Source organism: Pseudoclavibacter helvolus (assembly GCF_049707175.1).
GTDB lineage: Bacteria > Actinomycetota > Actinomycetes > Actinomycetales > Microbacteriaceae > Pseudoclavibacter > Pseudoclavibacter helvolus_A.
In genome coordinates this window covers 13,348-40,238 of record NZ_JBNAFM010000025.1, presented here as the reverse complement: position 1 = coordinate 40,238, position 26,891 = coordinate 13,348, and the positions used below count along the sequence as shown (strand labels likewise).

Annotated in this window: 19 protein-coding genes and 2 tRNA genes; 4 read left to right on the top strand and 17 right to left on the bottom strand. The window is 69.8% G+C overall.

Going from position 1 to position 26,891, the window contains the following annotated elements; all coding sequences use genetic code 11:
• Window positions 1-354 precede the first annotated feature (354 nt).
• The 8 genes from ACPYN9_RS16000 to serS all read right to left on the bottom strand — a co-directional run bounded on the left by ACPYN9_RS16000 (window position 355) and on the right by serS (window position 8,236).
• Entirely contained in the window at window positions 355-1,221 is an 867-nt protein-coding gene (locus tag ACPYN9_RS16000; protein WP_424467667.1) for a Cof-type HAD-IIB family hydrolase, read from the bottom strand.
• A 217-nt stretch (window positions 1,222-1,438) separates the two neighbouring features.
• Window positions 1,439-1,531 (bottom strand) — tRNA-Ser (locus ACPYN9_RS15995).
• A 100-nt stretch (window positions 1,532-1,631) separates the two neighbouring features.
• A complete protein-coding gene (locus ACPYN9_RS15990) occupies window positions 1,632-2,933 on the bottom strand; it encodes an LCP family protein (RefSeq protein WP_424467665.1) in 1,302 nt (433 codons plus the stop codon).
• 120 nt (window positions 2,934-3,053) lie between these two features.
• Window positions 3,054-4,406, bottom strand: a complete 1,353-nt coding sequence (locus tag ACPYN9_RS15985; RefSeq protein WP_424467663.1) for an LCP family protein — start codon at window positions 4,404-4,406, stop codon at window positions 3,054-3,056.
• Between the two features lie 29 nt (window positions 4,407-4,435).
• Window positions 4,436-4,523, bottom strand: a tRNA-Ser gene (locus ACPYN9_RS15980).
• Between the two features lie 67 nt (window positions 4,524-4,590).
• Window positions 4,591-6,120: an LssY C-terminal domain-containing protein gene (locus ACPYN9_RS15975; protein ID WP_424467661.1), complete on the bottom strand. Its 1,530-nt coding sequence runs from the start codon at window positions 6,118-6,120 to the stop codon at window positions 4,591-4,593.
• Between the two features lie 8 nt (window positions 6,121-6,128).
• Window positions 6,129-6,974, bottom strand: a complete 846-nt coding sequence (locus ACPYN9_RS15970; RefSeq protein WP_424467659.1) for an HAD family hydrolase — start codon at window positions 6,972-6,974, stop codon at window positions 6,129-6,131.
• Window positions 6,971-8,236, bottom strand: a complete 1,266-nt coding sequence (gene serS / locus ACPYN9_RS15965; RefSeq protein ID WP_424467657.1) for a serine--tRNA ligase — start codon at window positions 8,234-8,236, stop codon at window positions 6,971-6,973. The genes ACPYN9_RS15970 and serS overlap by 4 nt, the downstream gene beginning before the upstream one ends.
• Before the next feature lie 84 nt (window positions 8,237-8,320).
• On the opposite strand from serS, the gene ACPYN9_RS15960 reads away from it, so the two are divergent.
• On the top strand, window positions 8,321-9,532 hold the full coding sequence (locus tag ACPYN9_RS15960) for a diacylglycerol/lipid kinase family protein (protein ID WP_424467655.1): 1,212 nt from the start codon (window positions 8,321-8,323) through the stop codon (window positions 9,530-9,532).
• A 173-nt stretch (window positions 9,533-9,705) separates the two neighbouring features.
• Here the strand turns inward: ACPYN9_RS15960 and ACPYN9_RS15955 are convergent, their stop codons facing one another.
• Both ACPYN9_RS15955 and ACPYN9_RS15950 read right to left on the bottom strand, forming a co-directional pair.
• Window positions 9,706-10,161: a hypothetical protein gene (locus ACPYN9_RS15955; protein WP_424467653.1), complete on the bottom strand. Its 456-nt coding sequence runs from the start codon at window positions 10,159-10,161 to the stop codon at window positions 9,706-9,708.
• Window positions 10,162-10,302: 141 nt separating this feature from the next.
• The gene (locus tag ACPYN9_RS15950; RefSeq protein ID WP_424467651.1) at window positions 10,303-11,748 is read right to left on the bottom strand and encodes an LPXTG cell wall anchor domain-containing protein; all 1,446 of its coding nucleotides are present in this window, start codon (window positions 11,746-11,748) and stop codon (window positions 10,303-10,305) included.
• A 435-nt stretch (window positions 11,749-12,183) separates the two neighbouring features.
• Between ACPYN9_RS15950 and ACPYN9_RS15945 the strand changes: the two genes are divergently transcribed.
• Entirely contained in the window at window positions 12,184-12,510 is a 327-nt protein-coding gene (locus ACPYN9_RS15945) for a DUF6907 domain-containing protein (RefSeq protein WP_424467649.1), read from the top strand.
• Window positions 12,511-12,526: 16 nt separating this feature from the next.
• Here the strand turns inward: ACPYN9_RS15945 and pheA are convergent, their stop codons facing one another.
• Complete coding sequence (gene pheA, locus ACPYN9_RS15940; protein ID WP_424467647.1) at window positions 12,527-13,474, bottom strand: prephenate dehydratase; 948 nt, start codon at window positions 13,472-13,474, stop codon at window positions 12,527-12,529.
• Between the two features lie 83 nt (window positions 13,475-13,557).
• Between pheA and pgm the strand changes: the two genes are divergently transcribed.
• Window positions 13,558-15,186 carry a phosphoglucomutase (alpha-D-glucose-1,6-bisphosphate-dependent) gene (gene pgm / locus ACPYN9_RS15935; RefSeq protein WP_424467645.1) on the top strand — a complete coding sequence of 543 codons (1,629 nt, stop codon included), beginning with the start codon at window positions 13,558-13,560 and terminating at the stop codon, window positions 15,184-15,186.
• 60 nt (window positions 15,187-15,246) lie between these two features.
• On the opposite strand, the gene ACPYN9_RS15930 is transcribed toward pgm, so the two are convergent.
• The 3 genes from ACPYN9_RS15930 to ACPYN9_RS15920 form a co-directional block, all read right to left on the bottom strand.
• Window positions 15,247-16,062, bottom strand: coding sequence for a hypothetical protein (locus ACPYN9_RS15930; protein ID WP_424467643.1), 816 nt, complete (start codon window positions 16,060-16,062; stop codon window positions 15,247-15,249).
• A 394-nt stretch (window positions 16,063-16,456) separates the two neighbouring features.
• Complete coding sequence (locus ACPYN9_RS15925) at window positions 16,457-18,949, bottom strand: hypothetical protein (RefSeq protein ID WP_424467641.1); 2,493 nt, start codon at window positions 18,947-18,949, stop codon at window positions 16,457-16,459.
• A 69-nt stretch (window positions 18,950-19,018) separates the two neighbouring features.
• Entirely contained in the window at window positions 19,019-19,957 is a 939-nt protein-coding gene (locus ACPYN9_RS15920) for a D-alanyl-D-alanine carboxypeptidase family protein (RefSeq protein ID WP_424467639.1), read from the bottom strand.
• A 124-nt stretch (window positions 19,958-20,081) separates the two neighbouring features.
• Between ACPYN9_RS15920 and ACPYN9_RS15915 the strand changes: the two genes are divergently transcribed.
• Window positions 20,082-20,369, top strand: coding sequence for a GNAT family N-acetyltransferase (locus tag ACPYN9_RS15915; protein ID WP_424467637.1), 288 nt, complete (start codon window positions 20,082-20,084; stop codon window positions 20,367-20,369).
• Between the two features lie 21 nt (window positions 20,370-20,390).
• Here ACPYN9_RS15915 and eccCa read toward each other — a convergent pair whose 3' ends face one another.
• From eccCa to ACPYN9_RS15900, 3 genes are read right to left on the bottom strand one after another with little or no spacing between them, the layout of a single operon-like run.
• Window positions 20,391-24,368 (bottom strand): type VII secretion protein EccCa, encoded by a 3,978-nt coding sequence (eccCa, locus tag ACPYN9_RS15910; RefSeq protein WP_424467635.1) that lies wholly within the window; start codon window positions 24,366-24,368, stop codon window positions 20,391-20,393.
• Window positions 24,365-25,528, bottom strand: coding sequence for a hypothetical protein (locus ACPYN9_RS15905; protein WP_424467633.1), 1,164 nt, complete (start codon window positions 25,526-25,528; stop codon window positions 24,365-24,367). Before ACPYN9_RS15905 ends, eccCa begins: the two co-directional genes overlap by 4 nt.
• Window positions 25,525-26,871, bottom strand: a complete 1,347-nt coding sequence (locus ACPYN9_RS15900; RefSeq protein ID WP_424467631.1) for an EsaB/YukD family protein — start codon at window positions 26,869-26,871, stop codon at window positions 25,525-25,527. The genes ACPYN9_RS15905 and ACPYN9_RS15900 overlap by 4 nt, the downstream gene beginning before the upstream one ends.
• Between the last annotated feature and the right edge of the window lie 20 nt (window positions 26,872-26,891).

Sequence of the window (26,891 nt, the reverse complement as noted above, 5' to 3'; positions counted from 1 at the left end):
TCTGAAAGAAGAGGCACGGGATCAAATTGGCATTTGACATAGTGCACGCTGTTGAGTTCTCAAGAATCGAGCGCTTCTCGTTTCCGGCCTATTCGACCATCCCCGAGAGCAACCTCTCTAACCTAGATCAGGACTGGAACAATGTCAACTCGAGCTGTGCGAGTTTCGCAATTGCTACCGGACGTTGTGGTCCTGATGTTCAGTTTCATGCGCTCCCTCTCCGGCTGGTTTCCCTGCCGCTCGGAAGCAACCTGAGTAACTTACCCTCGTTCCGATCCGGAGGTCAAACCCCGTCGAAACCCGGGCGTGTCGCACTATTGCTGCCCGTGCTGTGCGCGGCTAACCGTCGACGCTTCAACGAGCTGCTGGTGCCTCGGCGGTGTCGAGACCGTGGCGCACAAACGCATTGAAGATGCCGTCGTCGAGCACGGTGGTCGTGACCTCGTCAGCCAGCCGCTGCAGCTCCGGCGCGGCGTTCCCCATCGCAACCCCCACTCCGCACACGTCGAACATCTCGACGTCATTCCAGCTGTCGCCGATGCCGATGGCGTCAGCACGGTCGAGCCCGAGATGCTCGAGCACCTTCTCGATCGCGGCACCCTTGGTCGTTCCACGCAGGCCTATCTCCCCGTCGGAACCACCAGGCAGCGGCATGCTGCCACGCACGATGTGAAACCGCTCCCCGAACTCGGCCTTGGCCCGGTCAACAGCACCGGGCTCCTCCGTGAAGAACACGGCCTTCGCGATCTCGTCGAGCGGCGCATCTTCGATCGGCTCGGCAGAGAACCCCGCCTGCGGAGAAGTCTGCGGCTCGGCGCGTTCGGCGTGAGCGTTCGCCAAGTGCTGCTTGATGGCGGCCCGCGTCGTGGCCGATGCATAGACGCGCCGGTTGCTCTGGAGCATGTAGTGCAACCCGTGCTCCTCGAAGTGGGCAATGAGCGCATCCACCTCAAGCCTCGGCATCGTCTCGCCGTGGACGAGTTCGTCTCCGACCACCGCAAACGCTCCCCCGTTGGTCACCGCACCGTCGAACCCGATGTCAAGCACCGCCTCGGGGATATGCCCCGCGGCGCGACCCGTGCAGAGATAGACGAGGTGCCCTGCGGCCCGAGCCTCGCGAACGGCCTGCACCGTCGAGGGAGCGATTCGACGCCCGTGGTCGAGGATCGTCCCGTCGACGTCGAGGAAAGCGATCTTGCGGTGGGACGAGCGTTCTGGCATGTGACCTCTCGATGGTTCGGCAGTACGGGGGCGATGCTCCCCCAAGCCTATTCCGTGCGCTCACCTCAGCGAGATGAGGGCTGGGCGCCGGCGGAGGTGTACACAGGAGAGAAGCCCTCGGTGGATGCACGAAGCCCCGGCCTCGAGCTGGGCTCGAACCGGGGCAACATGGTGGTGGACCCGAAGGGCCATCTTGGCGGACCCCGAAGGGCCATCTTGGCGGAGACGAGGGGATTTGAACCCCTGGTCCCCTCAAAGGGGACTCCACCTTAGCAGGGTGGTGCACTCGGCCGGACTATGCGACGTCTCCAAGACTCGTCCATCGTAGCGGGTCGCGACGCAACTTCCGAACCGAGCGCAAAATTCGAGCGCATGCGGCCACTGCGGGCGCCTCCAACGCGCGCCGGCTCCTACCCGAAGAGGGTCGTCGGGTTCGAGCACGACTCTTGGTCGGCGGCCTGGCCGGCAAACGTCGGGGCGGGCGTGGCGGCGGGCGCATTGGGGTCCACCGGCGCGTTCGGGTCGGCGGGCGCATCCGTCGCACCTTCTCCGGTCGCATCCGCCCCCGTCGAGCCATCGGCGGCCGCGCCGTCTTCACCCGGTGCCCCGGCGACCGAGAGTGGCTGGTCGGCCCTCAGCAGATCCCACATGGCGGTCGCATCCGGCTCGAGCGGCATGACGCGGGCGCCGTCGTAGTCGGCCGTCGGCAGCTGCACGAACGAGATCTTCGACAGGTCGACCTGGTTGAGCGCGGTCGCCATGCCCACGAGCGTCGGCACATCGGCGAGTGACTTCGTCATCTTCATGTTCTGGGTTGCGGCCACGCCAAGCCCGTAGAGCTTGGTCGGGTTGGCAAGCGTGCCGGCGCTCTTCACTTCGCGGATGAGCGACGAGAGGAACACCTGCTGGTTCGCGATGCGCTGCAGGTCGCTTCCTCCGACGCCGTGGCGGGTGCGCAGGAACTTGAGCGCGTCCTCGCCCTGCAACGAGTGCTCGCCCGGTTGCAGGTACAGGCCGACGTAGTCGTCGCTGATCTCGTTGGCCACACACACGTCGACGCCGCCCACGGCGTTCGACATCTCGATGACCCCGAGGAACTGCACCATGGCCGCGTACGGAATGTCGAGGCCGCTCATCGCCTCGACCGTCTCGACGACGCAGCCCATGCCGCCCTCGCCGAGGATGCTGTTCATGGGCACCTCGTAGCGCTCCTCCATCGCGACACCCTGGTCGTTGGTGCACGCGGGCTGGTCGACGATGGTGTCACGCGGGATGCTGACGACGGATGCTTGGGTGCGGTCAGCCGAGACGTGCAGCAGCATGTTGACGTCGTTGAGCACGCCGGAGGCGTCCTCGTCGCCTTCCCCGTATTCGGCACCCTGGCCGGTGCGGTCGTCGCTGCCGACGAGCAAGATGTTGAAGCCGCCCTCGATCTCGTTGAACGCGACCGGCGCCTCGTCTCCGCCCGGGTCCGGCAGCAAGTTGACGCGGCCCAGCAGCCCCGCGACCGCGATGCCTCCGACGGCGAGCGCGCTCACGAGGGCGACCGAGAGGACGACCAGGATTCCCTTGCCGATCGACCCGGCGGCGCTGGTCACCGGCAGCCGACCGTGCTGCGCGACCCCGTCCCGCGCATCCGGGTGCAGGATGCCGTCGTCGCCGGCACGGGTGAAGCGCTGGTCACTGCTTCCCCGTCGTCGAGAAGTCGTCACAGGTGCGGGCCTCCCCCGGAGCGTACGTCGAGTTCGTCAGCATACGGCTCGCGGACTTGGATCAGCTGACCATGCACGGGATGCGCCGGCGGCTGTCCGGGAGCCAGACGAGGGAGGTGCTCAGAAGAGCGAGGTGCTCGCGTTCGAGCAAGACTCCTCGTCGGCGCGCTGGCCCGCGAGGGTCGGCTGCGGCACGGCAGTCGTCGGAGCCGTCTCGACGGGAAGCCCGGTTGCGGGGTCGACAGGGATGCCCGTGGCCGGGTCGATCGGGAAGCCCGTGGTCGGGTCGATCTCCCACCCCGTAGCCGGGTCGATGTTCACAGTCGCGTTCGGGTCGGTCGGTGCGGTCTCAGTGGGTTCCGGCGCACCGGCGACCTCGAGCGACTGGTCGGTGCGCAGCAGCTCCCACATGGCCGAAGCATCCGGTTCGAGCGGCTGCACGCGCGCCGAGTCGTAGGCGGCCGTCGGCAGCTGCACAAACGTGATTTTGTCGAGGGGCACCTGCGAGAGCGCCATCGCCATGCTGACCAGCGTGTTGGGGTCGGTGAGCGAGCTCGACATGGTCATGTTCTGCGTGGCCGCGACGCCGAGGCCGTACAGCTTGACGGGGTTCGTCAGGGTTCCGGCGCTCTTCACCTCGCGGATGAGGGAGGAGAGGAACACCTGCTGGTTCGCGATGCGCGTGAGGTCGCTGCCGTCACCGACGCCGTGGCGGGTGCGGAGGAACTTGAGCGCGTCCTCGCCCTGCAGGGTCCAGTTGCCCGGCTGCAGGTACAGGCCGACGTAGTCGTCGCTGATCTCGTTCGCGACGCACACCTCGACGCCGCCGACCGCGTTCGACATCTCGATGACGCCGCGGAACTTGACCATCGCGGCGTACGGGATCTCGATGCCGCTCATCGCCTCGACCGTGGAGACGACGCAGTTCATGCCGCCCTCGCCGAGGATGCTGTTCATGGGGACCTCGAAGGCCTCCTCCATGGCGACGCCCTGGTCGTTGGTGCAGGCGGGCTTGTTCACGATCGTGTCGCGCGGGATGCTGACGACGGATGCGCTCGAGCGGTCCTCTGCGATGTGCAGGAGCATGTTGACGTCGTTGAGCACGCCGTCGGCGTCAGCCTCACCCTCGCCGAACTCCGCGCCCTGGCCCGTGCGGTCGTCGCTGCCGACGAGGAGCACGTTGATGCCGCCCTCGATCTCAGCGAAGCTCGCAGGCTCCTCGGAGCCCGACGGGTCGGCGATGTCGAACGTCGTGACCTTCGACTGCAGGTTGATCCAGGCGAGCGCCCCGACGAACATCACGCTGACCAGGGCGACGCACAGGGCGATGGTCCCCGTCTTCACGACCGAGTTCGTCGGCGTCGTCACGTGCAGCTTGCCGTGCCGCGCCGACGTCACTCGGGGCGTTTCGTCCTTGACGCCCTGACCCGGGACGTAGCCGCGTCGTGCGCGGGAGGGTCCGGGGTGCGTCACAGGCGGTGTTCCTCACGTCAGGGGCTTGGTGGCGGAGGGCGTGGGATTCGAACCCACGAGACATTGCTGCCCACTGGTTTTCAAGACCAGCTCCATCGGCCGCTCGGACAGCCCTCCAGGATCGCTCACAACGATTCAGTATCGTTTTCGAGCTTGTCGCGTGTCCATGGTAACCGAAAGTCAATTATCTGGTTACCCGGACGTTCGCCGCGACCTTGCGAACGTCACCACCACCCCGCGAGCGCTGCCGCGAGTACTGGCGTGCTGGCTTCCCTGACAGAGCCAGCAGGGACAGGATATCCAGAGCGGTGAAGGCGAGGGTAGTGCTGAACCTGATTTCCTCGTCACCAGCCCACCAGCTCGCGAACTGCAGCGCGATGGAACCCGTCGCATAGAGCAGCAGCGCGATGCGCGCCCAGTTCACGCCACGCAGCACGAGGACCCCGAGCAGGAACGTCGAGAGCACGACGATCGCGCCGACCACGACGGTCACGACCCACACCGGCTGCGCGAGACTCGCCGCATCCGCCTCCTTCACCTCGAAGTCGGTCAGCACCTCGCGCATCCCGTCGGGGCCGACCAGCGCGAGGATGCCGAAGAACAGCAACGCGAGCACCCCGCGCCCGAAGACGACGATCGCCCCGAACGTCGTGGTGATCGGGCGCCCGTGGCGGCGCACCTCCTCAGCGACCGAGTGCTCGACCGGATTCGACACGCTCATGGTCTCGAAGGCCGCGCGCTTCTTCGCCCGACGCCCGTCAGCGGCAGCCACCGCCTGATCTGCAGGCGGCGCCGACGCCGCGAACGCTGAGCGCACTTCGGGCACCGTGGCCGGGCCGTTCGCGAGCGGCTGCAGCACCGGCGAGGCCACCGCCACATGAGCATCCACGGCGCTCGGCAGCTGCAGCACCGGGAGGTCGCCGTCGGTGCGGATGGAGTCGCCGCCGCCATTGCGCGAGTGGTAGCCGGTCGAGAAGTCCTTGAGCACCGCGACTGACGCCCGAGGAGTTCCCTCGAGGACCGTCGCGACGATGTGGTCGCGCTCGATGTCGGTGTCTGCGTCGATCTTGTGTGTCACTTGCAGCGTGAAGAGCGAGAACCCGACGGCGCGGTCGAACGTGCCGGCCGCGAGCCAGTCGACCCTCGTACCGCCGGGGAGCAGCCAGCCGTCGGGGCACTTCCAGAACCGCACATGATGTCGTTTGGCGGGGTTACCCGCCACCTCCTGCTGGTAGGCGAAGTCCTGCTGCCTGCCGAAGAGGAACAGGGGACTCACCGGAGCCTCGTCGTAGCTGCGGCGCGTCACCGTCGACGAGATGATGCCGAGGCTCGTCTTCAGGGAGATGTCGTCGGCGCGCGTCCATCCCGCGGCCCGCATCGCGTCGTGCAGCTCCGCCTCGTGACCCAGCAGGGCCAGGTTGATGGGATCGCCGAGCAGGCCGTCGCTGGTGCGCGCGCGCCCGATGAAGTAGTCGGGCACGTAGACGGTGGTCAGGATGCGGTGGATGCGCGGCAGCACCAGGTAGGCGAGCAGCCCCCAGAACGCGACCAGCAGGAGGATTCCCCACCAGCCGACCTGGAGCGAGTCGTCGGCGACGAGCACGGCGAGCCAGATCGCGGCGAGACCCGCGAACACGAAGAAGAAGCCGTCGAGGGCCTGCCCGATCGCGGCGAACGGCCGTCTCCGTCTTCGTGGCGCGTCGACGACCGTCATGCTCGTTCCTAGCGGAGGGCGCTCAGCGCGACGCCCAGGCCATCGTGGGCGAAGTCCGGGGCAAGCACGGTGCCAGCGTCGATGACCTCCTGTGGCGCGTCGCCCATTGCGATGGCCGTGCCGCCGTTCGCCGCCCACTGCAGCATCTCGATGTCGTTGCGGCCATCGCCGGCGACGACGACGCGCTCCATCGGGATCCCGAGCTCGCGACGCACCCGCTCGAGCGCGGTGCCCTTGTTGACGCCGTCCGGGGCGATGTCGAGCCAGGCGGTCCACCCCACGGAGTAGCTGACCTCATGCAGCCCCAGGCGCTCGATGACCGCCGTGAACTCCTCGATGGAATGGTCGGGCGAGATCACGACGAGTCGGGTCGCTTCGGCGTTCAGGAGCTGCTCGAAGGGCACCTCCTGGCCGCGCGCCTCGAAGCTGCCATCGGGGAAGTGCCCGCTGTACTTGAAAACGCCCTGCGGATCCTCGACCGCGAACATCGCGTTCTCGAGAGCGCCCCGCAGGCTGACCAGCACCTCCGTCGGATCGAAGGTCTCGATCCACCGGGTCGCGTAGCCTCCCTCAGCCGAAGCGTCGCGCTCGAGCGTCATCGCACCGTTCGCAGAGATGTGGAACCTCGAGTCGAGGCCCAGCCGTTCCGCGACCGGGCGAGTGTCGGCCCAGCTGCGACCCGTCGCGAGCATCACCTCGTGGCCCTCACCCCTCAGACGACGCACCTGCTCGAAGGTGGCCTCAGGGATGGCACCGTCGATGCCCAGGATCGTCCCGTCGATGTCAAGCGCGACGAGCATCCGCCCGCCCGCCGCATCCGCCGCATCCACCCGGTTCAGGCCATCGCCGCTCACGCGACCGGCTCCATGACCTCGAGGCCACCGAGGTACGGGCGCAGCGGCTCAGGCACGACCACCGAGCCGTCGGCGCGCTGATGCGTCTCGAGGATCGCGACGAGCCAGCGCGTCGTCGCGAGCGTGCCGTTGAGCGTCGCGACCGGCGTCGTCTTGCCCGACTCGGTGCGGTGGCGCGTCGACAGCCGTCGAGCCTGGTAGGTCGTGCAATTCGAGGTGGAAGTGAGCTCGCGGTAGGCGTCCTGCGTCGGCACCCACGCCTCGACATCAAACTTGCGAGCAGCGGACGAGCCGAGGTCACCCGCCGCGGTGTCGATGACGCGGTAGCTCAGCCCGAGCGACTGCAGCACCTCCTCCTGCCAGCCGAGAAGGCGCTCGTGCTCGGCCTCCGCATCCTCCGGCTTCGCGTACACGAACATCTCGAGCTTGTTGAACTGGTGCACACGGATGATGCCGCGCGTGTCCTTGCCGTGCGAGCCAGCCTCACGGCGGTAGCAGGTCGACCAGCCCGCGTAACGCAGCGGCGCCGCCTCGAGGTCGAGGATCTCATCGGAGTGATAGCCCGCGAGCGCCACCTCGCTGGTACCGGTCAAATACAGGTCGTCATCCTGCAGGTGGTACACCTCGTCGGCGTGCTCACCGAGGAAGCCCGTGCCGCGCATGATCTCGGGCTTCACGAGCGTCGGCGTGGTGAGCATGACGAAGCCGTTCCGGATCGCGACGTCGAGCGCATACGACATGAGCGCCAGCTCAAGGCGGGCGCCGATGCCGCGAAGGAAGTAGAAACGGGCGCCGGAGACCTTCGCGCCGCGCTGCATGTCGATAGCCCCGAGTAGCTCGCCCAGCTCGAGGTGATCGCGGGGCTCGAAGTCGAACGCCGGGCGCTCGCCCACCGTCTTCAGCACCTCGAAGTTCTCCTCACCACCGGAGGGAACGCCGTCGATGACCAGGTTCTGGATGCGCCCGATCGCCTCGTCGGCAGCCGCACTCGCCTCGTTCGCCACCTGGCTCGCCGCCTTCACGCTCGCCGCGAGCTCCTTGACCGACGCGAGGATCGCCGGCTTCTCCTCCTTGCTGGCCTTCGCGACCAGCTTGGACGCCGCGTTCTGCTCCGCGCGCAGGCGCTCGAACTCGGCGATCGCCGACCGGCGAGCCGCATCCGCCTCCAGCGCCGCATCCACCGTCGCCGGGTCGTTGCCGCGCGAGAGCTGCGAGCGCTTGAGGAGGTCGGGCTGGTCACGGAGGAGCTGGGCGTCGATCACAGCCCAAGCCTAGCTGGCGAGGGTGCCACGGGCGGAGGAGCGGTTCGCCGCAGACGCTCAACAGGACTGACTTAAGCTCACCTCATGCCGCACACCGCCCAACAGGGTTCAGACAAGCTCGCCGCCATCGTCGTCAACCCCGTGAAGGTCGACACGGACGCGCTCCGCGCCGCCGCCGCAGAGAGCGCCGAACGCTACGGCTGGCCAGAACCGCTCTGGTTCGAGACCACCGTCGACGACCCGGGTGCAGGACAGACGAAGGAAGCCGTCGCCGCGGGAGCCACCATGGTCATCGCCGCTGGCGGCGACGGCACCGTCAGGCTCGTCGCCGAAACCCTCGCGGGCGGCGACGTCGCGCTCGGCGTCGTCCCAGGGGGCACCGGCAACCTACTCGCCCGCAACATCGGCATCGAGGTCGCCGGGGGCGTGACCGACACCGTCTCCGAAATGGTGCAGAACGCGTCCACGCTGCTGCCCGGCGCGAAGCCCTCGAACCTGCCCATGACAACCCTCGCCCGTGCAGTGGAAGTTGCCTTCGGCGGGGTGGATGCGCGTATCGACCTCGGCTGGGCGACCGTCGAACGAGAAGACAAGACCCGCGAGCGTATGGCGTTCACCGTCATGGGCGGTGTCGGCGTCGACGCCGGCATGATCGCGAACACCTCCGAAGACCTCAAGAAGAAGGTCGGCTGGGTCGCCTACCTGGGCGGCATCGCCCGATCTGTCGCGAACGGCCCGAACTTCCATCTGCGCCTGCGGGTCGACGGGAAGGCACACGCACGGTCCCTGCGCGCCGCAACCGTCATGGTCGGGAACTGCGGGCTCATGCCAGGAGGCCTCCACCTGCTGCCCGACGCCGAGATCGACGACGGCCGTCTCGACCTCGCCATCATGCGCCCCAACGGGCTCCTGGGCTGGCTTCAGATCTACGCACGCATCGTCGTGCAGTCCGGAATCATGCGCCGCACCGATGTGGGCAGACGGATTCTGCTCCAGGGACGCAAGCGCGTGCGAGCCCTGACGTACGCGCAGGTTGAGGAGGTCACCTTCCGCCTCGACTCAGGCCCTGAGGAGTTCGAGGTCGACGGCGACGCGGCAGGCCAGATCACGGCCGCTCGGATCTGGATCGAACCGGACAGCCTCACCGTGCGCACCCCCAAGCCCATTCCCGAGAACGAGGGCCTCCGCACGCTCGCGCGGCGCCTCGGACTCGCGCCAGAAGAAGACACCCCGAGGCCACTCAAGGAGGAGGCTCGGACCGAGGAGGCTCGGACCGAGCAGGCCGCGGCCCGCTAAGCCAGCATCTTCAGCTGCCGCAGTTCCCGCGGCTCCTCTGAGGGCACAGGCCAGATGAAGAAGTCGAAACGCTCGTCGGGCTCGTCGAGGTCCATCGCCCGGCCGGTCGCCACGAGCCGAACCCGGTAGAGACCCGACGCCGACTCGGGTAGCTCGACGTCGACCCGAGGAAGCTACGACGAGCTCGAAGCCGAACTTTCGTCCTCCTCGGCGGCTTCCGCGCGAGCCCGCCTGCGCATCCAGATGACAAACGCGAGCAGGAGCACGACGATCACGGACGACAACACCGCGATCGTCACGATCGCCGCCCGCGGAACGGACTGCTCTCCGGCCGGGCCGGCGCCCAACGTCGTGGTACCCGGCGCCGCAGAGGCATCCACGTTGCGCCCGGCGGTCGGCGCGGGTGTGCTCCTCGGCGCAGCATGGCCGCCCGAAGTCGTCGCGGTCGTCGAACCCGAAGCGGCCGAATGGGCCGGCGCGCCCGAGGCGACGCTGCGAGAGCCGCTGACCTCGTGGGCCTGCGCGGGCATCGCGCCCCAGGGGAGGACCAGCGCGGCGAGCACGGCCGCCAGGAGGAGACCCGAGGCGCGCGCATGAACGTGAAGGCGGTGGCGAGTGGCAGACGTCACGGCTGTCGATTCTCCCGGTGTTGGCGGCGCGCTCAGGCACAGCACTGAGTTCGTACGCATAAGAAAAGGCGGCCCACCCCGTTCGGGGTAGGCCGCCCAGTCTCTCAGATCGGGTTCAACCCGAGCTGGAACCGCGTGCGCTTACGCGTCCTGCTTGCGCTTCTTCTGAGCCAGGAGCAGCGCGGCGCCTGCAAGCAGCACCGATCCGGCGATGCCGAACGCGAGGGCCGAGTCGAACTCGCCACCCGTCGTCGCGAGGGTGTCGTCACCAACTGCAACTGCGGTCTCGGTCGGCGTGGCAGACGTCGACGTCGACGCGGTCGGCGAAGGCGTCACCGTGACCGTCTCACCGGGCGTTGCCGTCGCGGTGGCCGTGGGCTCGGTCGTTGCCGTCGGCTCCGTGGTGGCGGTGGGCTCGGTCGTTGCCGTCGGCTCCGTCGTTGCCGTCGGCTCCGTGGTGGCGGTCGGCTCCGTGGTAGCGGTCGGCTCCGTGGTAGCGGTCGGCTCCGTCGTTGCCGTCGGCTCCGTCGTGGCAGTCGGCTCGGTCGTCGCCGTGGGCTCCGTCGTGGCAGTCGGCTCCGTCGTCGCGGTCGGCTCGGTCGTCGCCGTCGGCTCCGGAGTCGGCGTTGCCGTCGGGGTCACCGTGGTGCCGGGCGTGGGCGTCGGCGCGGCATCGAAGCCGAGCGCGATGCGGATGTTCTTGCGAAGCTCGAGCTGCTCTGCGTTGGTCCACAGGAACTCGAACTTGTCGGCGAGCACTGTGTCACCGATCGGCTGCACGTCGGTCACGACGAAGGCCGCCCAGGTCTCGGCGTAGTCCTCAACGATGTTCATCGCCGCGTAGTTGCTGACGTAGTCCGACTCGTGCGTGGCGAACCAGGCGTTCGCGACGTTCCAGTCGTAGTTGTCCTGCGGGGGTGCCGCGTCGCCGTAGGGCTCCCAGAAGTTCTCGTAGAAGGCGAGGATCTGCGAGTCAGGCTGCGGGCAGCCTTCCCAGAGCTCGAGCTTCTCGCACGATGCGTACGTGAGGTCGACCTCGGTGGTGTTGAGCGAGAGCACGTGGGCGAACTCGTGGATGAGCGTCTCGGTGAGGATGGCCTCGTCCTCAGCCCAGGCGAGGTTGACCTTGAGCTGCCACTTGGACGGGTCAGCCGGGTCCTGGTTCACCGAAGCCGCAGTGTTGCTGCTCGAGTTGGTGTACGTCTCGTAGGTCGACATGTGCTGGCCGATGAACTCGGGCGTCGCGATCTTGACGTAGGTCTCCCAGATGGCGACCTCGTCGGGCGTCGCACCAGCGGGGAGCTCTGCGCCCGGCTGGATGACGTAGTTGCGCACGGGCTCGGTCGAGCGCTTGAGCGACCGGGTGTCGTCGCCGTGGCGGGAGGGAGCCGCAACTGGCTCGGTGCGCGAGCCGGTGAGGTCGTCGCCCGGGGTGTCTGCGAGCGCAGGGGCCGAGCCGAGGCCGGCGGAGAGAGCGACGAGTCCGCCGACGATGCCGATGGATGCGAGCGTCTTGCGGACGCTGCCGCGAGTCGACTTCGAGCGCGAGCCCGCCTCCGACTCAAGCTGTTCGAGCTGCTTCTTCAAGCGTGGGCCCCTTCGTTGGTAGAGATCGTCTCAGTACTGCGAGGCGCTGCGCGCGAGGGGCAGCCGGTGAACCGGCCGAGCATCCTCGCATCGCGACGCCGAACGGTTTTCCGCCACCCCACCGAGTGCGCGCCGCCAGAGCCTGTCTGGTAGCACGAGCAGGTGGGAATCAGCAAAGTGCTTGTCCAACGTAACAGGAACGTGACCTTTTGCAAGGGGCACTTCGCGGGGACTTCTCCCCCTGGCGCGTGGCACGGATGTGCGCTACTCGCGTCGAGTACGTGCGGTTCGGATGCATCGTGTCAGCTGTCGATGCGAAATGTCGGTGGTCAGACCTACCGTTTCGAAACACACAACAACCGCCGCGTGCGACGCTGCCCCGGCTGTGCCGGACCGGGAAAGTCGAACGCACGCGCCTCCAAGAGAGACCGACGCATGATCACACGTTCCGGCCCGCCCACCTGTCCAAGATGGTGCATCGCTCTGCACTTCGACGACGACGACACGCTGCACTATGGGCCCAGCAGGGAGGTCTCAGTGGTCGCGCGGGCACCCACCGCCAGCCCAGTCAGCGCCACCAACCCTGGTGGCACCGCCCGGCACGCCGACGCGGTAGAGACGCTCTTTCTCGTCCAGCATCAGGAGGGCCGCGAGCAGCTGCCCTGGCTCACGCTCCTGCTGCGAGACGGCCCCCTCCTCGACATCACGGTCGACAGTGCTCGACGCCTCGGTGCGAGCCTGCTCGAGTCAGGCGAGGGGTGAGCCGTCGGTGCGCAAGTCAGTCGCGAAGCGAGCGCAGCCAGTCGGCCGCCTCGTTGAAGTGCTGGTCGCCCCACCGAGCGTCGACCACGACCGGCTTTCGGTCGGCCCGCGGGTACGAGCCGAGGAAGATGACGTGCGGACTAAACCGGCGAAGGCCGAGCAACGCATCAGCCACACGCGCGTCGTCGATGTGGCCGTCGAGATCGAGCACGAACCGGTACGAGCCGATGCGGTCCGGCAACGGACGAGATGTGATCATCGAGAGGTTCACGCCCCGAGTCGCGAACTGCTCGAGCATGACCATCAGCGAGCCGGGGAACTCCTCAGGAAGCTCGACGATGAGGCTCGTCTTGTCGGCGCCGGTCCGGGCCGGCAGCTCGCGGTTCAGGCTCACAAGCGCAAAGCGCGTGCGCGCCGTCTTGTTGTCCTGGATGCCCTCGCCGAGCACGGCGACGTCGAAGCGGTGCTCGACGCCATTGGGCGCGATCGCCGCGTCGACCTCGCCGCGCTCATCAAGCAGCGCGTTGACGCTCGAGATGTTGGAGTTCGCCGCCACGTGCTCGTGGCCGGGAATGTTGAGGTGCAGCCATCGGCGGCACTGGCCGTAGGCGACCGGATGCGCCGAGACGGTGCGCACGTCCTCGAGCCGCGTACCCGGCCGCACCACCAGGCTGAACGAGATCGACACCTCGTACTCGCCCGCGATGCGGAGCCCGGGAATCGTGGCGAGCGCATCCTGCGATGCGGTGACGCCACCCTCGATGCTGTTCTCGATCGCGATCATCGCCGCGACGCTACGGCCGGAGGTGACATCGGCGAGAGCCTCTCCAACGTTGCTGACCGGCCGCCAGATCTGCCCCTCAGCGGCCTCGACCTGGCGGAGCGCCGCCTCAGTGAAGGTGCCGGCCGGCCCGAGGTAGGAGTACGTCTCTCGCTCGTCTGGCATCGCGGTGGCATCGGTCATGGAGATCAGCCTATGCCGACGCCCGACCTATGCCGATGCATGAGTTCTGCCCACGGGGCACCTCGCGGTGCCAGACTGTGGACATGCACGATCGCGCTGGCAGCCTCGCCCTTGAATCTGACCTCATCGATCTCGACGCACTCATCGCTGCGTACGCCGAGAAGATCCCCGACCCCACCGTCTCGACGCAACGCGTCGCATTCGGCACGAGCGGCCACCGCGGCTCAAGCCTCAACTCCTCGTTCAACGAGACGCACATTCTCGCCATCACGCAGGCGATCGTCGAGTACCGCGCGGCACAGGGCATCACCGGGCCGCTCTTCATCGGGCGCGACACGCATGGCCTCAGCGAGCCCGCCGAGCGAAGCGCCCTCGAGGTCCTCGTCGGCAACGGGGTCACCGTGCTCGCAGACCTCGACGACGAATGGGTGCCGACCCCGGCGCTGTCGCACGCGATCATCCGCTACAACGCCGACCCCGCCAACACCGAGCAAGCCGACGGTATCGTCGTCACCCCGAGCCACAACCCGCCGCAGGACGGCGGCTTCAAGTACAACCCGCCACACGGCGGCCCCGCCGACAGCGACGCCACCGGGTGGATCGCGAACCGCGCCAACGAGCTCATCGAGGCTGGACTCGCGGGCGTCAAGCGCGGCACCCCCGACGCAAGCAACGTGGGCCGACACGACTTCAAGGGCGACTACGTGCGCGACCTGAAGAACATCATCGACGTCGACGCCATCAAGCGCGAGGGTGTACGCATCGGCGCCGACCCGCTGGGTGGCGCCAGCGTGCGCTACTGGCAGGCCATCGCCGACGAGTACGGCCTCGATCTGACCGTCGTGAACCCGGACGTCGATGCGCGCTGGCCGTTCATGACGCTCGACTGGGACGGCAAGATTCGCATGGACCCGTCGTCGCAGTCGGCCATGGCCTCCGTCCTGGCCCGCCGCCACGACTTCGACATCCTCACGGGCAACGACGCCGACGCAGACCGCCACGGCATCGTCACCCCCGACGCGGGGCTCATGAACCCCAATCACTACCTCGCGGTGGCCATCGACTACCTGTGCGCGAACCGCCCGGAGTGGTCAGCAACCGCTGGCATCGGAAAAACGCTCGTGTCGAGCACGATGATCGACTTCGTCGCCGCCTCGCTGGGCCGCACGCTCGTCGAAGTGCCGGTCGGCTTCAAGTGGTTCGTCCCCGGACTCATCGACGGGTCGATTGTCTTCGGCGGCGAGGAGTCGGCCGGGGCCTCGTTCCTGCGCAAGGACGGCACCGTCTGGACAACTGACAAAGACGGCATCCTGCTCGCCCTCCTGGCCGCAGAAATCATCGCCGTCACCGGCAAGACCCCGTCACAGCGCTACGAGGAGCTCGTCGCCGAGTTCGGCCGGCCCGCATACGAGCGCGTCGACGCCCCAGCTTCCCCGGCCCAGAAAGCCATTCTCGGCAAGCTCGACGGCGACGCGATCACCGCAGTCGAGGTCGCGGGCGACCCCATCACAGCACGCCTGAGCCACGCACCAGGCAACGGTGCCGCGATCGGCGGAGTCAAAGTCACGACGGAGAACGCGTGGTTCGCGGCCCGCCCGTCCGGCACGGAAGATGTCTACAAGATCTACGCCGAGTCGTTCAAGGGCCCAGAGCACCTCAAGCTCGTGCAGGCCGAAGCCAAGGCCATCGTCGACGCCGCGCTAGGTTCCTGACAGCCCTGCGCAGCAGACCACGTCGGCCCCGAGCGATTCACGCTCGGGGCCGACGCCGTCTCAGCAGGGTGCAGGGTTCGTGGCCTCGAACGACACCGGCGTCATCCAGATGTTGTATTGGGCCTGCCCGCTTCCGAGGCCGACCTTGTTCGACCGGAAGGTGACCGTCCACTGCGAGCCCCCGGCGGTGAGATTCACGTTGCCGTGGTTCTGCGTGAACGTGTCGACGCCGAACGTGTTCGGCACGCTGTTCGCTCGCCTCGCCCAGGCCGCGGTCGACCCGTTCCCCGCCAGATACCCGGAGTCCTGCACCGTGCCGCTGCCGCCGTTGAAGAAGACGCGCTCAGCCCCGAGGCCACTGCCGTCACTGGGGTATTGGCCATCGATGTCCACCACGGAGAACGCAGCGTCCGAGACCCCCGAGTACGGCGCGTACGTGGTGCCGTTCGCCGCGTACGTGAACGAGAAGTAGTACTGGATCTCAAGCCACACGTCGCCGGTGTTCACGGCGAACCGGAGCGCAGACGTCGCGCCCGGCACCAGGCCGTAGGTCGATCCGGAAGGCGCGGTGTCGAGGGTCAGGTTCGCGGCGTTGATGCTGCCGGCGCCGGTGCCGATCTTCGTCGCCGCCACGTTCAAGCGCAGCCGGTCTCCCGACGTGAAGACGTCAGTCCACTCGAAGCGGCCAGCACCCGTGCTGACGCGCGTGTAGGTCGCGTTCACGGTGTTCAGCGGGGCCTGCGAGACGCAGCCGGACGCGGACGCCAGGGGGGTGCTCGCGGCCGCGGCGATGACGGGCAGCGACCAGGCCGCTCCGGCGACCACGGCACGGCGGGTGGGGGTCGTGCGGGCAGCTCCTGCAGACAGGTCTGACATGCCTTGCTCCATTCGGGGGGAGTTCGATCAGCGATGGTCAGTTCGATCTCGGCGAGAGTCACAGCGCGACTTTCAGTTCCGCCCGACCAGCGCGAGCCCACACCGAAACGGACCGAACCGGCCAGAATCGGGCGAACAGCGTGGGAACCTGTCCGGGACGCCGAGCACCACTCGCGACCTGCGTGCAGGTCGACGAACCGACGACGAGCCACGGCGACGCTACCTGGCGGGTCTCGCGCCGGGTGCGCCTGGCGGGAATCATCGAGCAACTTGGCGGACATCGTCAGCCACCGACCGTGCCCCTGCCACCACCTCGATCTCGACCACGAACAGAGCACCGCCCCGCCGCCGGGTGGCGATGGGGGGCGGTGCTCTGCGACGGTGGCGAGCTCGGCTACTGCCCTTCGCCGGGCGTGGGGTTGGTGGCGCTGAGGCGGCCGGCCTGCCCGACACCCGCCGAGTACTCGACGCTCACGATGTCACCAGATGCGTTGAAGCACGTCACGCCGGTTTCGAAGGTGATCTCGCACACGAACTCCCCGAGCACGACGGGCGAGTTGTAGGGCTGGATGACGGCGCCCTCGAGCGGGATGTCCTCGGTGAGGCACGGGAACGTGTAGCCGTTGGAGTCGATGCCAACGACGACCCCGGTCGCGCCGGCTTCGCAAACTTGCTCCGGCACCTCGAAGTTCACGGTGTACTGCTGGCAGGCGACTCCGGTCTCCGGCGTGATCTCGCAACGGATGTTGCCGGTCTCGCTGGCGAAGGTGACCGGCGCGAAGTTGGGGTCGGCGACCGCGGCAGGTCCGGCAGGCGGTGCCGGTTCTTCCGTGGGGCTCTGCTCGGCGGCCGTCTCGCTCGCGGCGGGCTCACCGTCGGCCACCGGGTCGTCCCGGTTGGCGCCAACGACGTTACCGATCATGATCGCCGAGATGATCAGCAGAATGGAGCCGACAACCGACAGCGCGATGACGCCGAGGCGGCGACGGTTGCGGTTGTCGAGGCCGCGAACCGCGGCGCCCACACGTCCGCCGCCACCGCCGCTGCCACCGCCAAGTGCCGCCCCAACCCGGTCGAAGGGGTTGCGGTCTGAGGGTTCGAGGTCTGGTTCGTCCGAGGCTCCGACGCCGGACGCGGTGGTCCTCGGCGCAGCGCCGGTCTGCATCCGGGGCGCCCCAGCGGCGGGCGCAGGGCCGCGCGGGGTGCGGGCGTTGCCGGATGCTGCCGCTGCGGGCTGCTCGTCGGCGTCGTCCTCGTCGAACCAGCTCGAGAGCAGCTCACGGGCGGGGTCCTGCTCGCGCCGCGGAGACTTCGGTCCGGTCGGCGTCGAGAAGGCCTGATCTGCCGGCCCGGACGCGACACCCGCCGCACCGGCAGCGCCCGCGAAGCCAGGAGCGCCCGCGACGCCCGAGGGGGCCTCGTCGAACCGCTGGCCTTCGTCGAAGGCGGGGCCTGTGTTTTGCCTCGGCAGCGCGCGAGTCGCGGGTTCGGCCGGGGTCTCGCTCGATGCCTGCGGCAAGCGAGGGGCGGGACCAGCCTGGGCGGCGGGGTCCGCGGGCGCAGCGGCCGCGCCGAACAGCTCAGCCGCATCCTGCCGCTGGGAGTCCTGCGCTTCGCCGAAGCTCTCCCGCTTGCGCGAGGGAAGCGGCACGATTCCGGTCTGCTCGAAGTCGCGCGACACGATCGGGCGATCCGAGTCGTCGAGGACGCTGCCGTCGCTGCGCTCACCGGCCAGCAGTTCGTCGAAGGCGCTCGACGCCGCAGGAGCAGCGCGAGGGGGCTCCCCTGGCACCACGGCGGGTCCGCTCGGGAAGACGGGAGCCGCGGAGGCACCGCGGAACGGGTCGCCCGTCGCGGGCATCGGCGGTGGGGAGGGCACAACGCGGGGTGTCGGCGCGGCCGGTGGCTCGGCGCGGAACGACGGGATGCGTGGCGCGTCGTCGGCCATGCGCGGCGGCACCTCGGCAGGACGCTCCACGGACGGCTCGCTCGGGGGCGTTGCCTGCGCGGCCGCTGCAAGGGCCGCGTCGGCTCGCTCGGGAGGCCGACCGAACTGCAGAGGCGCACCGGCGGGCGCCGAGGGAGCGGGCGCCGACGGAGCAGACGCTGCGGGTGCGGGATCGGCGGGTGCGGAGTCTGCGGGTGCGGGGTCGCCGCTGCCTTCGAGCTCGGAGAACCAGCTGGGCACCTGCCCTCGTTGCTCGTCTTGCGGAACGGCCGGAGCCTGCTCCGCGGCACGCGCGGGTGGCGTGTTCATCGGCAGCACGTCGAACTCGGTCGTCGGCGGCTCGAACACAAACGCGTCGCGAGCAGGGGCCGACGGGGTCTTCGCAGCCGGCGCATCCGCTGGAGCCTCGGCAGGTTCCTCGGTGCGCGCCGCCGTAGGCTCATCAAGGGGTGTCTGCGAAGCCGCGGGTGCCTCGGGCGCGCGTGGCCTCGCCGGGGTGGGGATGACGGGCGGCTGCTGGGCGATGATGTCGCGCTCACCCGTCGCCCGCAGGTCCGGGTTGAACCGGCGCCGGGAACGAAGGTACGACTGGGGCTCCGGCGCTGCCTGCTCCTCCGCCTCGCCTGCCTCGTCGGCCTCTGGTGCGCTCGGCGACGCGGCCTTCGGTCGGTACCTGGCGAAGAAGTCGTCGCCGTCGCTCGGCGCTGCCTGCTGCTGAGCTTCCTCGCGGGCGCGACCGACGACCTCGGCGGGCGGGGTCGGTGCTGAGGCGTTCCAGCGGAACCCGCCAGCGCCGATGTCGGCTGGTCGGCGCGGCGCCACATTGCTGCCGTCGCCCTCAGCGGCGCGAGGTCGCGCGACCGTCAGCTTGGTACCGCATTCGGCACAGAATCTCTGTCCGACCTGCGCTTCGGCACCACACGTGGGGCACGTTGCCATCTCGACCTCCTGGTCTTGGAGTGCTTCTGCGTTCGAAGCTCTGGCAGAACTCTACCGAGCCTCGCCTCTTCAGTACCCCGGCGCCGCGGGAGCGCCGAGGAATTGCTCGTAGGTGGTGATGCCGGCCGCGTGCATCGCGGCTGACGTCTCCGTGCCCACGTAGCGGTAGTGCCATGGCTCGAATTCGTACCCGGTGGTGGCGGTGCCACCGTCGGGGTAGCGCAGGATGAACCCGAACCGGTGGGCGTTGGCGGCCAGCCACTGCCCTCCCGCCGTGGTCGAGAAGCACTGCTCGAGCACGCAACCCTCCCCCTGGGAGGAGATGTCGGCCGCGAGCCCCGTTTGGTGTTCGCTGTAGCCGGGTCGGGCTGAGGTCAGGTCGGCCGCTTCCTGCCCGAGGTCGGCGACGTAGCCGGTGTACAGCTCGGTCTGTAGCCCGTACCCGCGGTACCCGCTGGTCATGTCGAGCGTAAGCCCCGCCTCTGCGCTGGCGGCGGCAAACATTGTCTGCACGGCGGTCGCCGCCTCGGCGCGCAGCGAGTGGCCGTTGGCCGATGGGACTCCGATGTCGGACATGGCGACGAGGTCGGCCGGCGCGTAGTCCGCAGGCGTGAGCGGGGTCTGCTTGTTCACGAGCACGGTGATGCTGTTCGGATCAGAGGTGTTGAGCGCCGCGGCCGGCGGCTGCGTCTCAGTCGGCGTCGGCTCGGCCGTGGGCGTCTGCTCTTGGGTGGGGGCCGGGGTCGCGGTGCCCGTCTCGGTGGGCGTCGGGGTCGTGGTCGGGGTTGACGTGGATGCGATCGTCGGCACGTTCGCGTCGCCGTTCGAGGCGGCGGTGACCGCCCAGTAGACGAAGCCGCCCCCCAACAGCACAACCACCGCCAGCCCGGCGGCGGCGATTCGGCGGTTCCGGCGCACTCTCGCCGAGGCCCGCCGTTTCGTGCGCCCGGCGCGCTCGGCGCGGCGCCCCTGGTCGTCCGGCGATGGGTTGAGCTGCTCCTCGGTCACCGCACAACCCTCGCACAAGCCCGGGTGCCGGGCTTCGGGGCTGGCCGAGCGGCGCGCATCCGGTCATCCACGGCGAGGGGTGGATGCTGAGCTGATCGGGGGCATCACGGCGTACCCTCGGCGCATGTCAAACACCGTGCAGCACCAGCAGGATCGATCGCGTTTCGCCCTTACCGACGACGATGGCAATGAACTCGGCTTCCTGAGCTACGTCGCCACGCCCGACGCGATCGTCATCGACCACACGGTCGTGGACCCCGCCTACCAGGGGCAGGGCCTCGCGGCCGTGTTGACGGATGCGGCGCTCACGACCCTCGGCGAGCAGACCGCCCTCACGATCGTGCCCCAGTGCCCGTACGTGGCCGCGTTCATCCGCAAGCACCCGGAGTTTCAGCAGCTCACGACCCGCTGACCGCACGCGACGGGAGGCGGTTCAGTTGTTCTCCGGGAGGTTCGCCAACTGCACGACGGCCGGGGCTTCACCGCGACGGACGTACTTGCCTCGGCCGGCAGGCATCCGCTCGGCGTAGAGGCGCGGCGCGATCTGCCCTTCGCTCCGGTCGCCCGAGAGCAGCAGCAGCGCCCCGCCCGTGTCGCGGGTGCTCTGCAGGAACGGCGCGTACATGGCTCTGGTCGACCCTGCGACGGGTCGCGTGACGACGATGTGGATGCCCAGGTCGCGCGCGGCGGGCAGGTGCGGCACGAGCGCCCCGAGCGGGTCGGTGCCGCCGGCCGCGACGATGTCGTAGTCGTCGACGAGGAGCACAACCCGCGGTGTCTTGCGGAGCTGCTCGCCCGTGCGGCCGGGCCGCTCGGCGAGCTCGCTCGCGATGGATGCGGCGAGGCCGCTCGCCTGCGCCGCCGACTTCGCGTGCGCTGCCAGGTACGCCTCCGGGATGACCCCGGGAACCTTGCCGCGGGGGTCGACGACCGCGATCGCGAGCTCGTCCGGCGTGAAGCGCTCGACGAGGCCCTTCGCGATGACGCGAAGCGCCGTGGACTTGCCACTCTTCGCGTCGCCGAGCACGACGAGGTGCTGGTCGGCGTCGAGGAAGTCCCAGAGCGCCGAGTCCATCGTGTCTTGACGAAGGCCGAGGGGGATGGCCTCCGGTTCGTCAGCGGCGTCCGGGAGGCTCGCCGCGTCGATGACGTTCGGGAGGAGGCGGATGGGTGCCGCCGCGGGTCCGCTCCAGGAGTCGGCGGCGCGAGCGGCGAGCTCCTGGAGGGCTTCGCCGACCTGGTCTGGGTCGACGGCCTCGAGGGTGGGCAGCGCGAACTGTGCGAGTGTCTTCGCGTCGGTGAGGGCGCGACCGCGGGAGTCTGGCGGCACCGACTTCGCCAGCTTGCGATCGATGGCGGAGTCGGCGGGGTCATTCAGGCGCAGCTCGATGCGAGTGCCGAACAGCGATTGGTGCGCCATGCGCAGCTCGCTCCAGCGGCCGAGCGTCACCACGAGGTGGATGCCGTAGCTCGCCGCCTGCAGCATGAGCTTCGTGAAGGGGCCGTCGAGGTGTTCGAAGTCCTGTCGGAGCGCCCCGTAGCCGTCGACGAGCAGCACGATGTCGGCCGTCGGCAGCTCCGGGAGCTTCCCGGCGGCGTGCATGGCTCGCAGCTGGGCGGTGCTGTCGATGCTGTGGCGTTTGAAAAGCTCTTCGCGCATCCGCAGCATGGCGGTGAGCTCCTCGACGAGTCGCACGAGCTTCGAGTCGTCGCCGCGCGCGGCGACGCCGCCGACGTGCGGGAAGGCCTCGAGCCGTCGGAGGCCGCCGCCCGTGAGGTCCATTCCGTAGATGCCGACGGCGCCGGGCGCTGCGCTGAGGGCGAGCGAGGCGGCGATCGTGCGCAGGCCGGTGCTGCGGCCGGACTGCGGACCGCCGATGATCGCGACGTGACCGCCCGACTTGGTGAGGTCGAGCATCCACGGTTCCTGCCGCTGGTTCGCGGGTTCGTCTTCGACGCCGATGACGAAGCGAAGCGGGTGGCCCTCCTCCGGCAGGACGACGCTGCTCGAGTTCCCCGCACCGGCGTCGGAGCTGGCGGGTCCGAGCGCGCCCGCCGCGAACGCCTCGCCGAGTGAGATTCGCTCGGCGAGGGGTGGGAGCCAGACGGGCCTCACCTTCTGGGGTCGGTCGAGCTGGGAGACGAGGTCGTCGATCAGGGTGCGGCGGGTCTCGGGCGCGCGCAATACGAGCGGCATGTCCGGGTCGCCACCACTCTCGATACCGTTGTAGGTGGGGATCTCGACGATGAGGGGATGCTCGTCGTCGGTGGCAGGGCGAGCCTCGGCGATCTCATCGACCGGGCCGGACACGAAGCCCGCGTGGAAGCGCTGGTAGACGCTCGTGTCGACCTTCAGGTAGCCGTAGCCGGGGATGGGCGGGAGGTGGAAGGCGTCGCCCGAGCCGAGGACCACCTGCGATTCCGCTTCGCTGAACGTGCGGAGCCCGAGCCGGTAGGAGAGGTAGGTGTCGAGTCCTCGCAGCTTGCCGCCCTCGATGCGCTGGCTCGAGAGCAGCAGGTGCACGCCGATGGAGCGGCCGATGCGACCGATCTGCAGGAACAGGTCGATGAAGTCGGGCTCCGCGGTGAGCAGCTCGCCGAACTCGTCGATGACGACGAAGAGGTGCGGCATCGGCGCGAGCTCGGGCCGAGTGCGCCGCAGCTCGCGGTAGTGGGAGATCGACGGCGACGAGTCGGCGGCTTTCAGCAGCTGCTGGCGACGCACCACCTCGCCCTGGAGCGAGGCCTTCGCGCGCACGGTGAGCTGCGGGTCGTCCGCGAGGTTGTCGATGAGACCGGCGAGGTGGGGCAGGCCCTCGAAGGGCGCGAACGCGGCGCCGCCCTTGTAGTCGACGAGGATCATCGCGAGGTCTTCCGGCGGGTGCGAGACGGCGAGCGACAGGATGAGGGTGCGCAGCATCTCGGATTTGCCGGATCCGGTGGCGCCGATGCAGATGCCGTGCGGGCCCATGCCCTGCTGGGCGCTCTCCTTGAGGTCGAGGTGCACTGGGCGACCCTGGTCGTTGACGCCGAACGCGACGCGCAGGAACTCGGCGGGCTGGCGTGGTGCCCAGGCCCGCTCGAGGGCGACGGGCTTGTCGAGGGGCACGCCGAGGATCTCGGCGATGTCCGCCGCGGGCCCCTGGTCGTCCCTGGCCCCTGCGGCGGCGAAGGTGCGCTTGGCGGCGAGCGCCCGCGCGAGGCCCTCGAACGAGGTCGAGCTCAGCTCGTCGGGCTCGAAGCCGAGCGTGCGCTGCTCGCTGCCGCCCGCGCCGTGCGTGATCGTGGCGCCGCCGGCCGCGTCGAGCTCGATGCGCACGTCGACGTCGTCCGGCTCGTGGAGCCGAGTGTCGATGAGGTGGATGACGGTCAGGCCGATCTCGCTCGGGGTGTAGCTGCGGTCTGGCAGCTGGAGTGCACGGGCCGGCTCGCCGTGGCGGTCGTCGACGACGACGAGGCTCGACAGCGTCGTCGCCTTGCCGCCGCGTCGTCTCGCGGCTGCCGCGGTCTGCGTGCGATCGAGGAGCTCGCTGCCGATGACGGACGCGAGCTGCCGCAGGTCGGGCGCGACCCGGCGCGCGGGCACCGGGCCGTCGAAGAGCCTCGGGTTCTGGGCGTGCGGCAGCAGGTCGAAGCCCCGCCAGTCGTCGCCGCGGTCGGCGGCGAAGGTCGCGGCGAGCTGCACGTCGTCCGGCAGCTGGTGGCTTGCGAGCTGCGCGACGAGGCCGCGCGCGAGGGGCACGGTGCGCTCGCGGGGCCCGATGATGGCGACGACGGATGCGCCCCGCAGCTCGGCGATCGCGGGCATGCCGGGGATCTCGGCGTGCGTCTCCGCGAGCAGCTGGGCCTCGCGCAGCAGGATGGGGTCGGCGGGTTCCGTCGGGGAGTCCTCGGCGGAGACGCCCAGCTGGAACCACGGCACGGTCGCGGCGCCGACGCGGGCGTGCAGGTGGTCGGGGTCGCCTCGACGCCGGTCCCAGAGGCGCGCGGGGTCGTGCACGAGCGACGCGAGCCCCGTCCGATCCGGGTGCACGAGCCGTGCGGCCCCGGCTGCGGCGGTGGCTTCCTCCCGCAGCTCGGCTCGCTGCCGCTCGAGGTAGTCGAGGTAGCGCTTGCGGCGGATCCGAAGCGCCCGTCCCGCGCGCCCGCGCGCCGAGATAGCGAAGCCCACGCCGGAGACGATCGCGACGACGAACACGATGCCGGCGATGAAGAGGAACAGCGGCTGCCCGTTCCGCATGACCACCATCATCGTGACCGACGTCAGCGCGCCGACGACCGGCAGCAGGAACTGGAACGGGGTCGCGCTCGCCTCGTCGCTCAGCGTCGGCGGGGAGGCGAGCTGCCGCGGCTCGGGTCTCGGCGCCGGGAAGACGGTGCGGGTGGGCCGGTGCGCGTCGCGGATGCTCACTGGTGCGCTCCTGGCTGCTGCGTGTCGGGTGTCGGGCGGTCGGCGCGGGCCGCGCGGCGCTCTGGGGTGCGTGTGTGAGCCGGGGGCGTGCCGCCGGCTGGGCCACCAGGAGCCGGGGCGGGAGCCGGAGCCGGGGCCGGGGCCGGAGGGAAGACTGGCGGCCGCGGTGCGGCGGGGGTCTGCGCTGCTGAGGCGAGGGCCTGCGCGGGCGGGAAGGCAGGTGCTTGCGCGGGGGCAACGGCTGTCGCGGGCGGGTAGGCACGGGCGGGCGCCTGCGCAGAGGCGGGAGCCTGCGCGCGCGCAGGCGCAGAGGCTGCAGCAGCGGCCGGGACGCGAGCGAGAGCTCCGGTCGCACCCCCGAGCGACGCCGGCGCAGAAGCCGCTGCAGAGGCAGGAGCAACGCCGAACGTGGGCGCCGAGTCCCTGACGGGAACGGGCACCGGCACGGGCGGGCCGGGGATGCCCGCAGCCGCATCGATGACGCGCGCTCCGAGGCGCAGCATCCGCACACCGTCGAGGCCTCGCGACTCGCCGTGGCCCAGCCCTCTGTCGTGACGCACCAGCACCGACGGGAAGGGGAGCCGCCCGACGAGCAGCTCGGTCGCGAGGCCCGCGACGCGCCCCACGTCGACGGCGACGATCACGACCCGGGTGCGCTCCCCGACAGCCGCGGCAACGTCGAGTGCCTGCTGCACGCTCGCCCGGTCGGCCGGCGTCACGAGGCACAGCACGTGCGAGTGCTCGGCGAGGTCGCGGAGGCGCGCGAGCGGCGTCGCGCCCCAGTCCGTCACCGTGAGGTCGTACCGGTCGCTCGACGCGCGGTGCAGTCGCCACCACGCCTCGACGTCGGCCGGCCACTGAGTCGGCGCGAGCTCGAGCGTCTCGACGCCGGCTGCGCCCGTGCCCGCGGCCCCGAACCCGCGCGCGGGTCGAGGGCTCGGGCCCTGGGCGTTCACGAAGCGCACCCGGTCGCCGCGCACCCCCGCGAGGAACCTGGCGAGCTCCACCGCGATCGTCGTGCATCCGGCACCCGTGGCGAGGGATGCGACGCCGATCCGCCTGCGCAGCGCGAGCGGGACGGTCGCTCGCTCGCGCAGCTCCTGCAGCTCGGCGGCCCCTCGGGCCGTGAGCGTGCGCGCGACGTCGACCAGGCGGATCAACGGAACGCCTCGAGGAGGTCGGCGAAGATGCCGAACGAGCCGAGCGCAAGCGGCACGACCGTGAGCACCACGAGGAGCTCGACGATGTCGGCCCATCTCCGCAGCTTCGCTGCGACGACCTCGCTCGGGTGCCAGGCCGCGACGGCGACGGCCGCCAGCGCGACGACGCCAGCGATGAGGGCCTTCTCTCCGGTGCCGACGAGGGACGTCGACAGCAGCCACAGGGCGGCAGGCACGACGGCGGCGGCGAGGAGCGCGAGGCGGGGCGGGACGAGCGGGAACGTGCGCATCCGCAGGAGCGCGACGAGGGCGAGGGCTGCCGCGAGCCCCTGTCGCCACGGGTCCTGCGAGAGCAGCAGCTCGGTGAACGAGAGGAGCGCGACCACGGAGACGGCGATGACCGTCCAGGTGAGCTGCGCGAACGACTCGGCGATCGCGGCGCGGACCTCGCGCGTCGAGGCCCGGTCGCCGCGCATGATGCGGTCGTCGTAGGAGGTCAGCCCGCTGAGCGAGAGCGCCGCTCCAGGCAGCACGCCGAGGGCGGCCACGCTGAGCACCGCCGCGATGACCGCGACGCCGCCGCGGTCGAAGCCCGCGAGGCCGAGGAAGAAGAGGATGCTGCTCGTCAGCAGGCCGACCGCGGCCCCGTATCTCGCGGAGCTGCGCTGGAACCCGACACCCCAGACGACCCCGAGCACGAACCACGCGGCCATCGAGACGACGAGCACCGCGGTCGGCAGCAGCGCCCACCAGGCCGAGCCGACAGCTCCGGCGCCGGCTGCGGCACCGACCTCAGCGGCGAGCCCGAACGATGCCGGCACCGCCAGTCCGAGCGCCGCGCTCGCGAGGGCGACAGCAGCCACGCGCTGGCCCGACCGAGCCAGCCCGGCACCGCCCGCGGCGAACGACGCAACGGCCACGAGCATCCACTGCGAGGGAAGGGCGAGCGCGCCCATCGCCCACATACCTGCCCCCGCAGCGACGACACCCGCAGCGACGGCGAGCGTCGTCCGCGTGTGCCCGGCAGTCCACGCGTCGCGCCTCGCGGCGCCCACCTCGGTGATGGCGTCGGTGATGTCGATGACCTCTGGAGCCTGCGGGGCGTCGTCGGCCGACGTGACGCGCAGCATCGCGCCCGGCCGCACCCCCTGGTCCTCGAGGCTCGCGTCGAAGTCCAGGGAGGCGCCCGTAAGCGTCGTCAAGGTCAGCACGTCGCCCCCGCGCGGCTTCTCCTCAAGGAGTTCGAGCACGTGGGGCAGCAGCGCCCCGACCGGCTCGCCGTTCGGGAGGGCCAGCTCGGCCTTCCGCTCGGTGCCGATGACGGTGAGTCGCGTGTACGACACTCAGTGCTCCTCATGGTTCA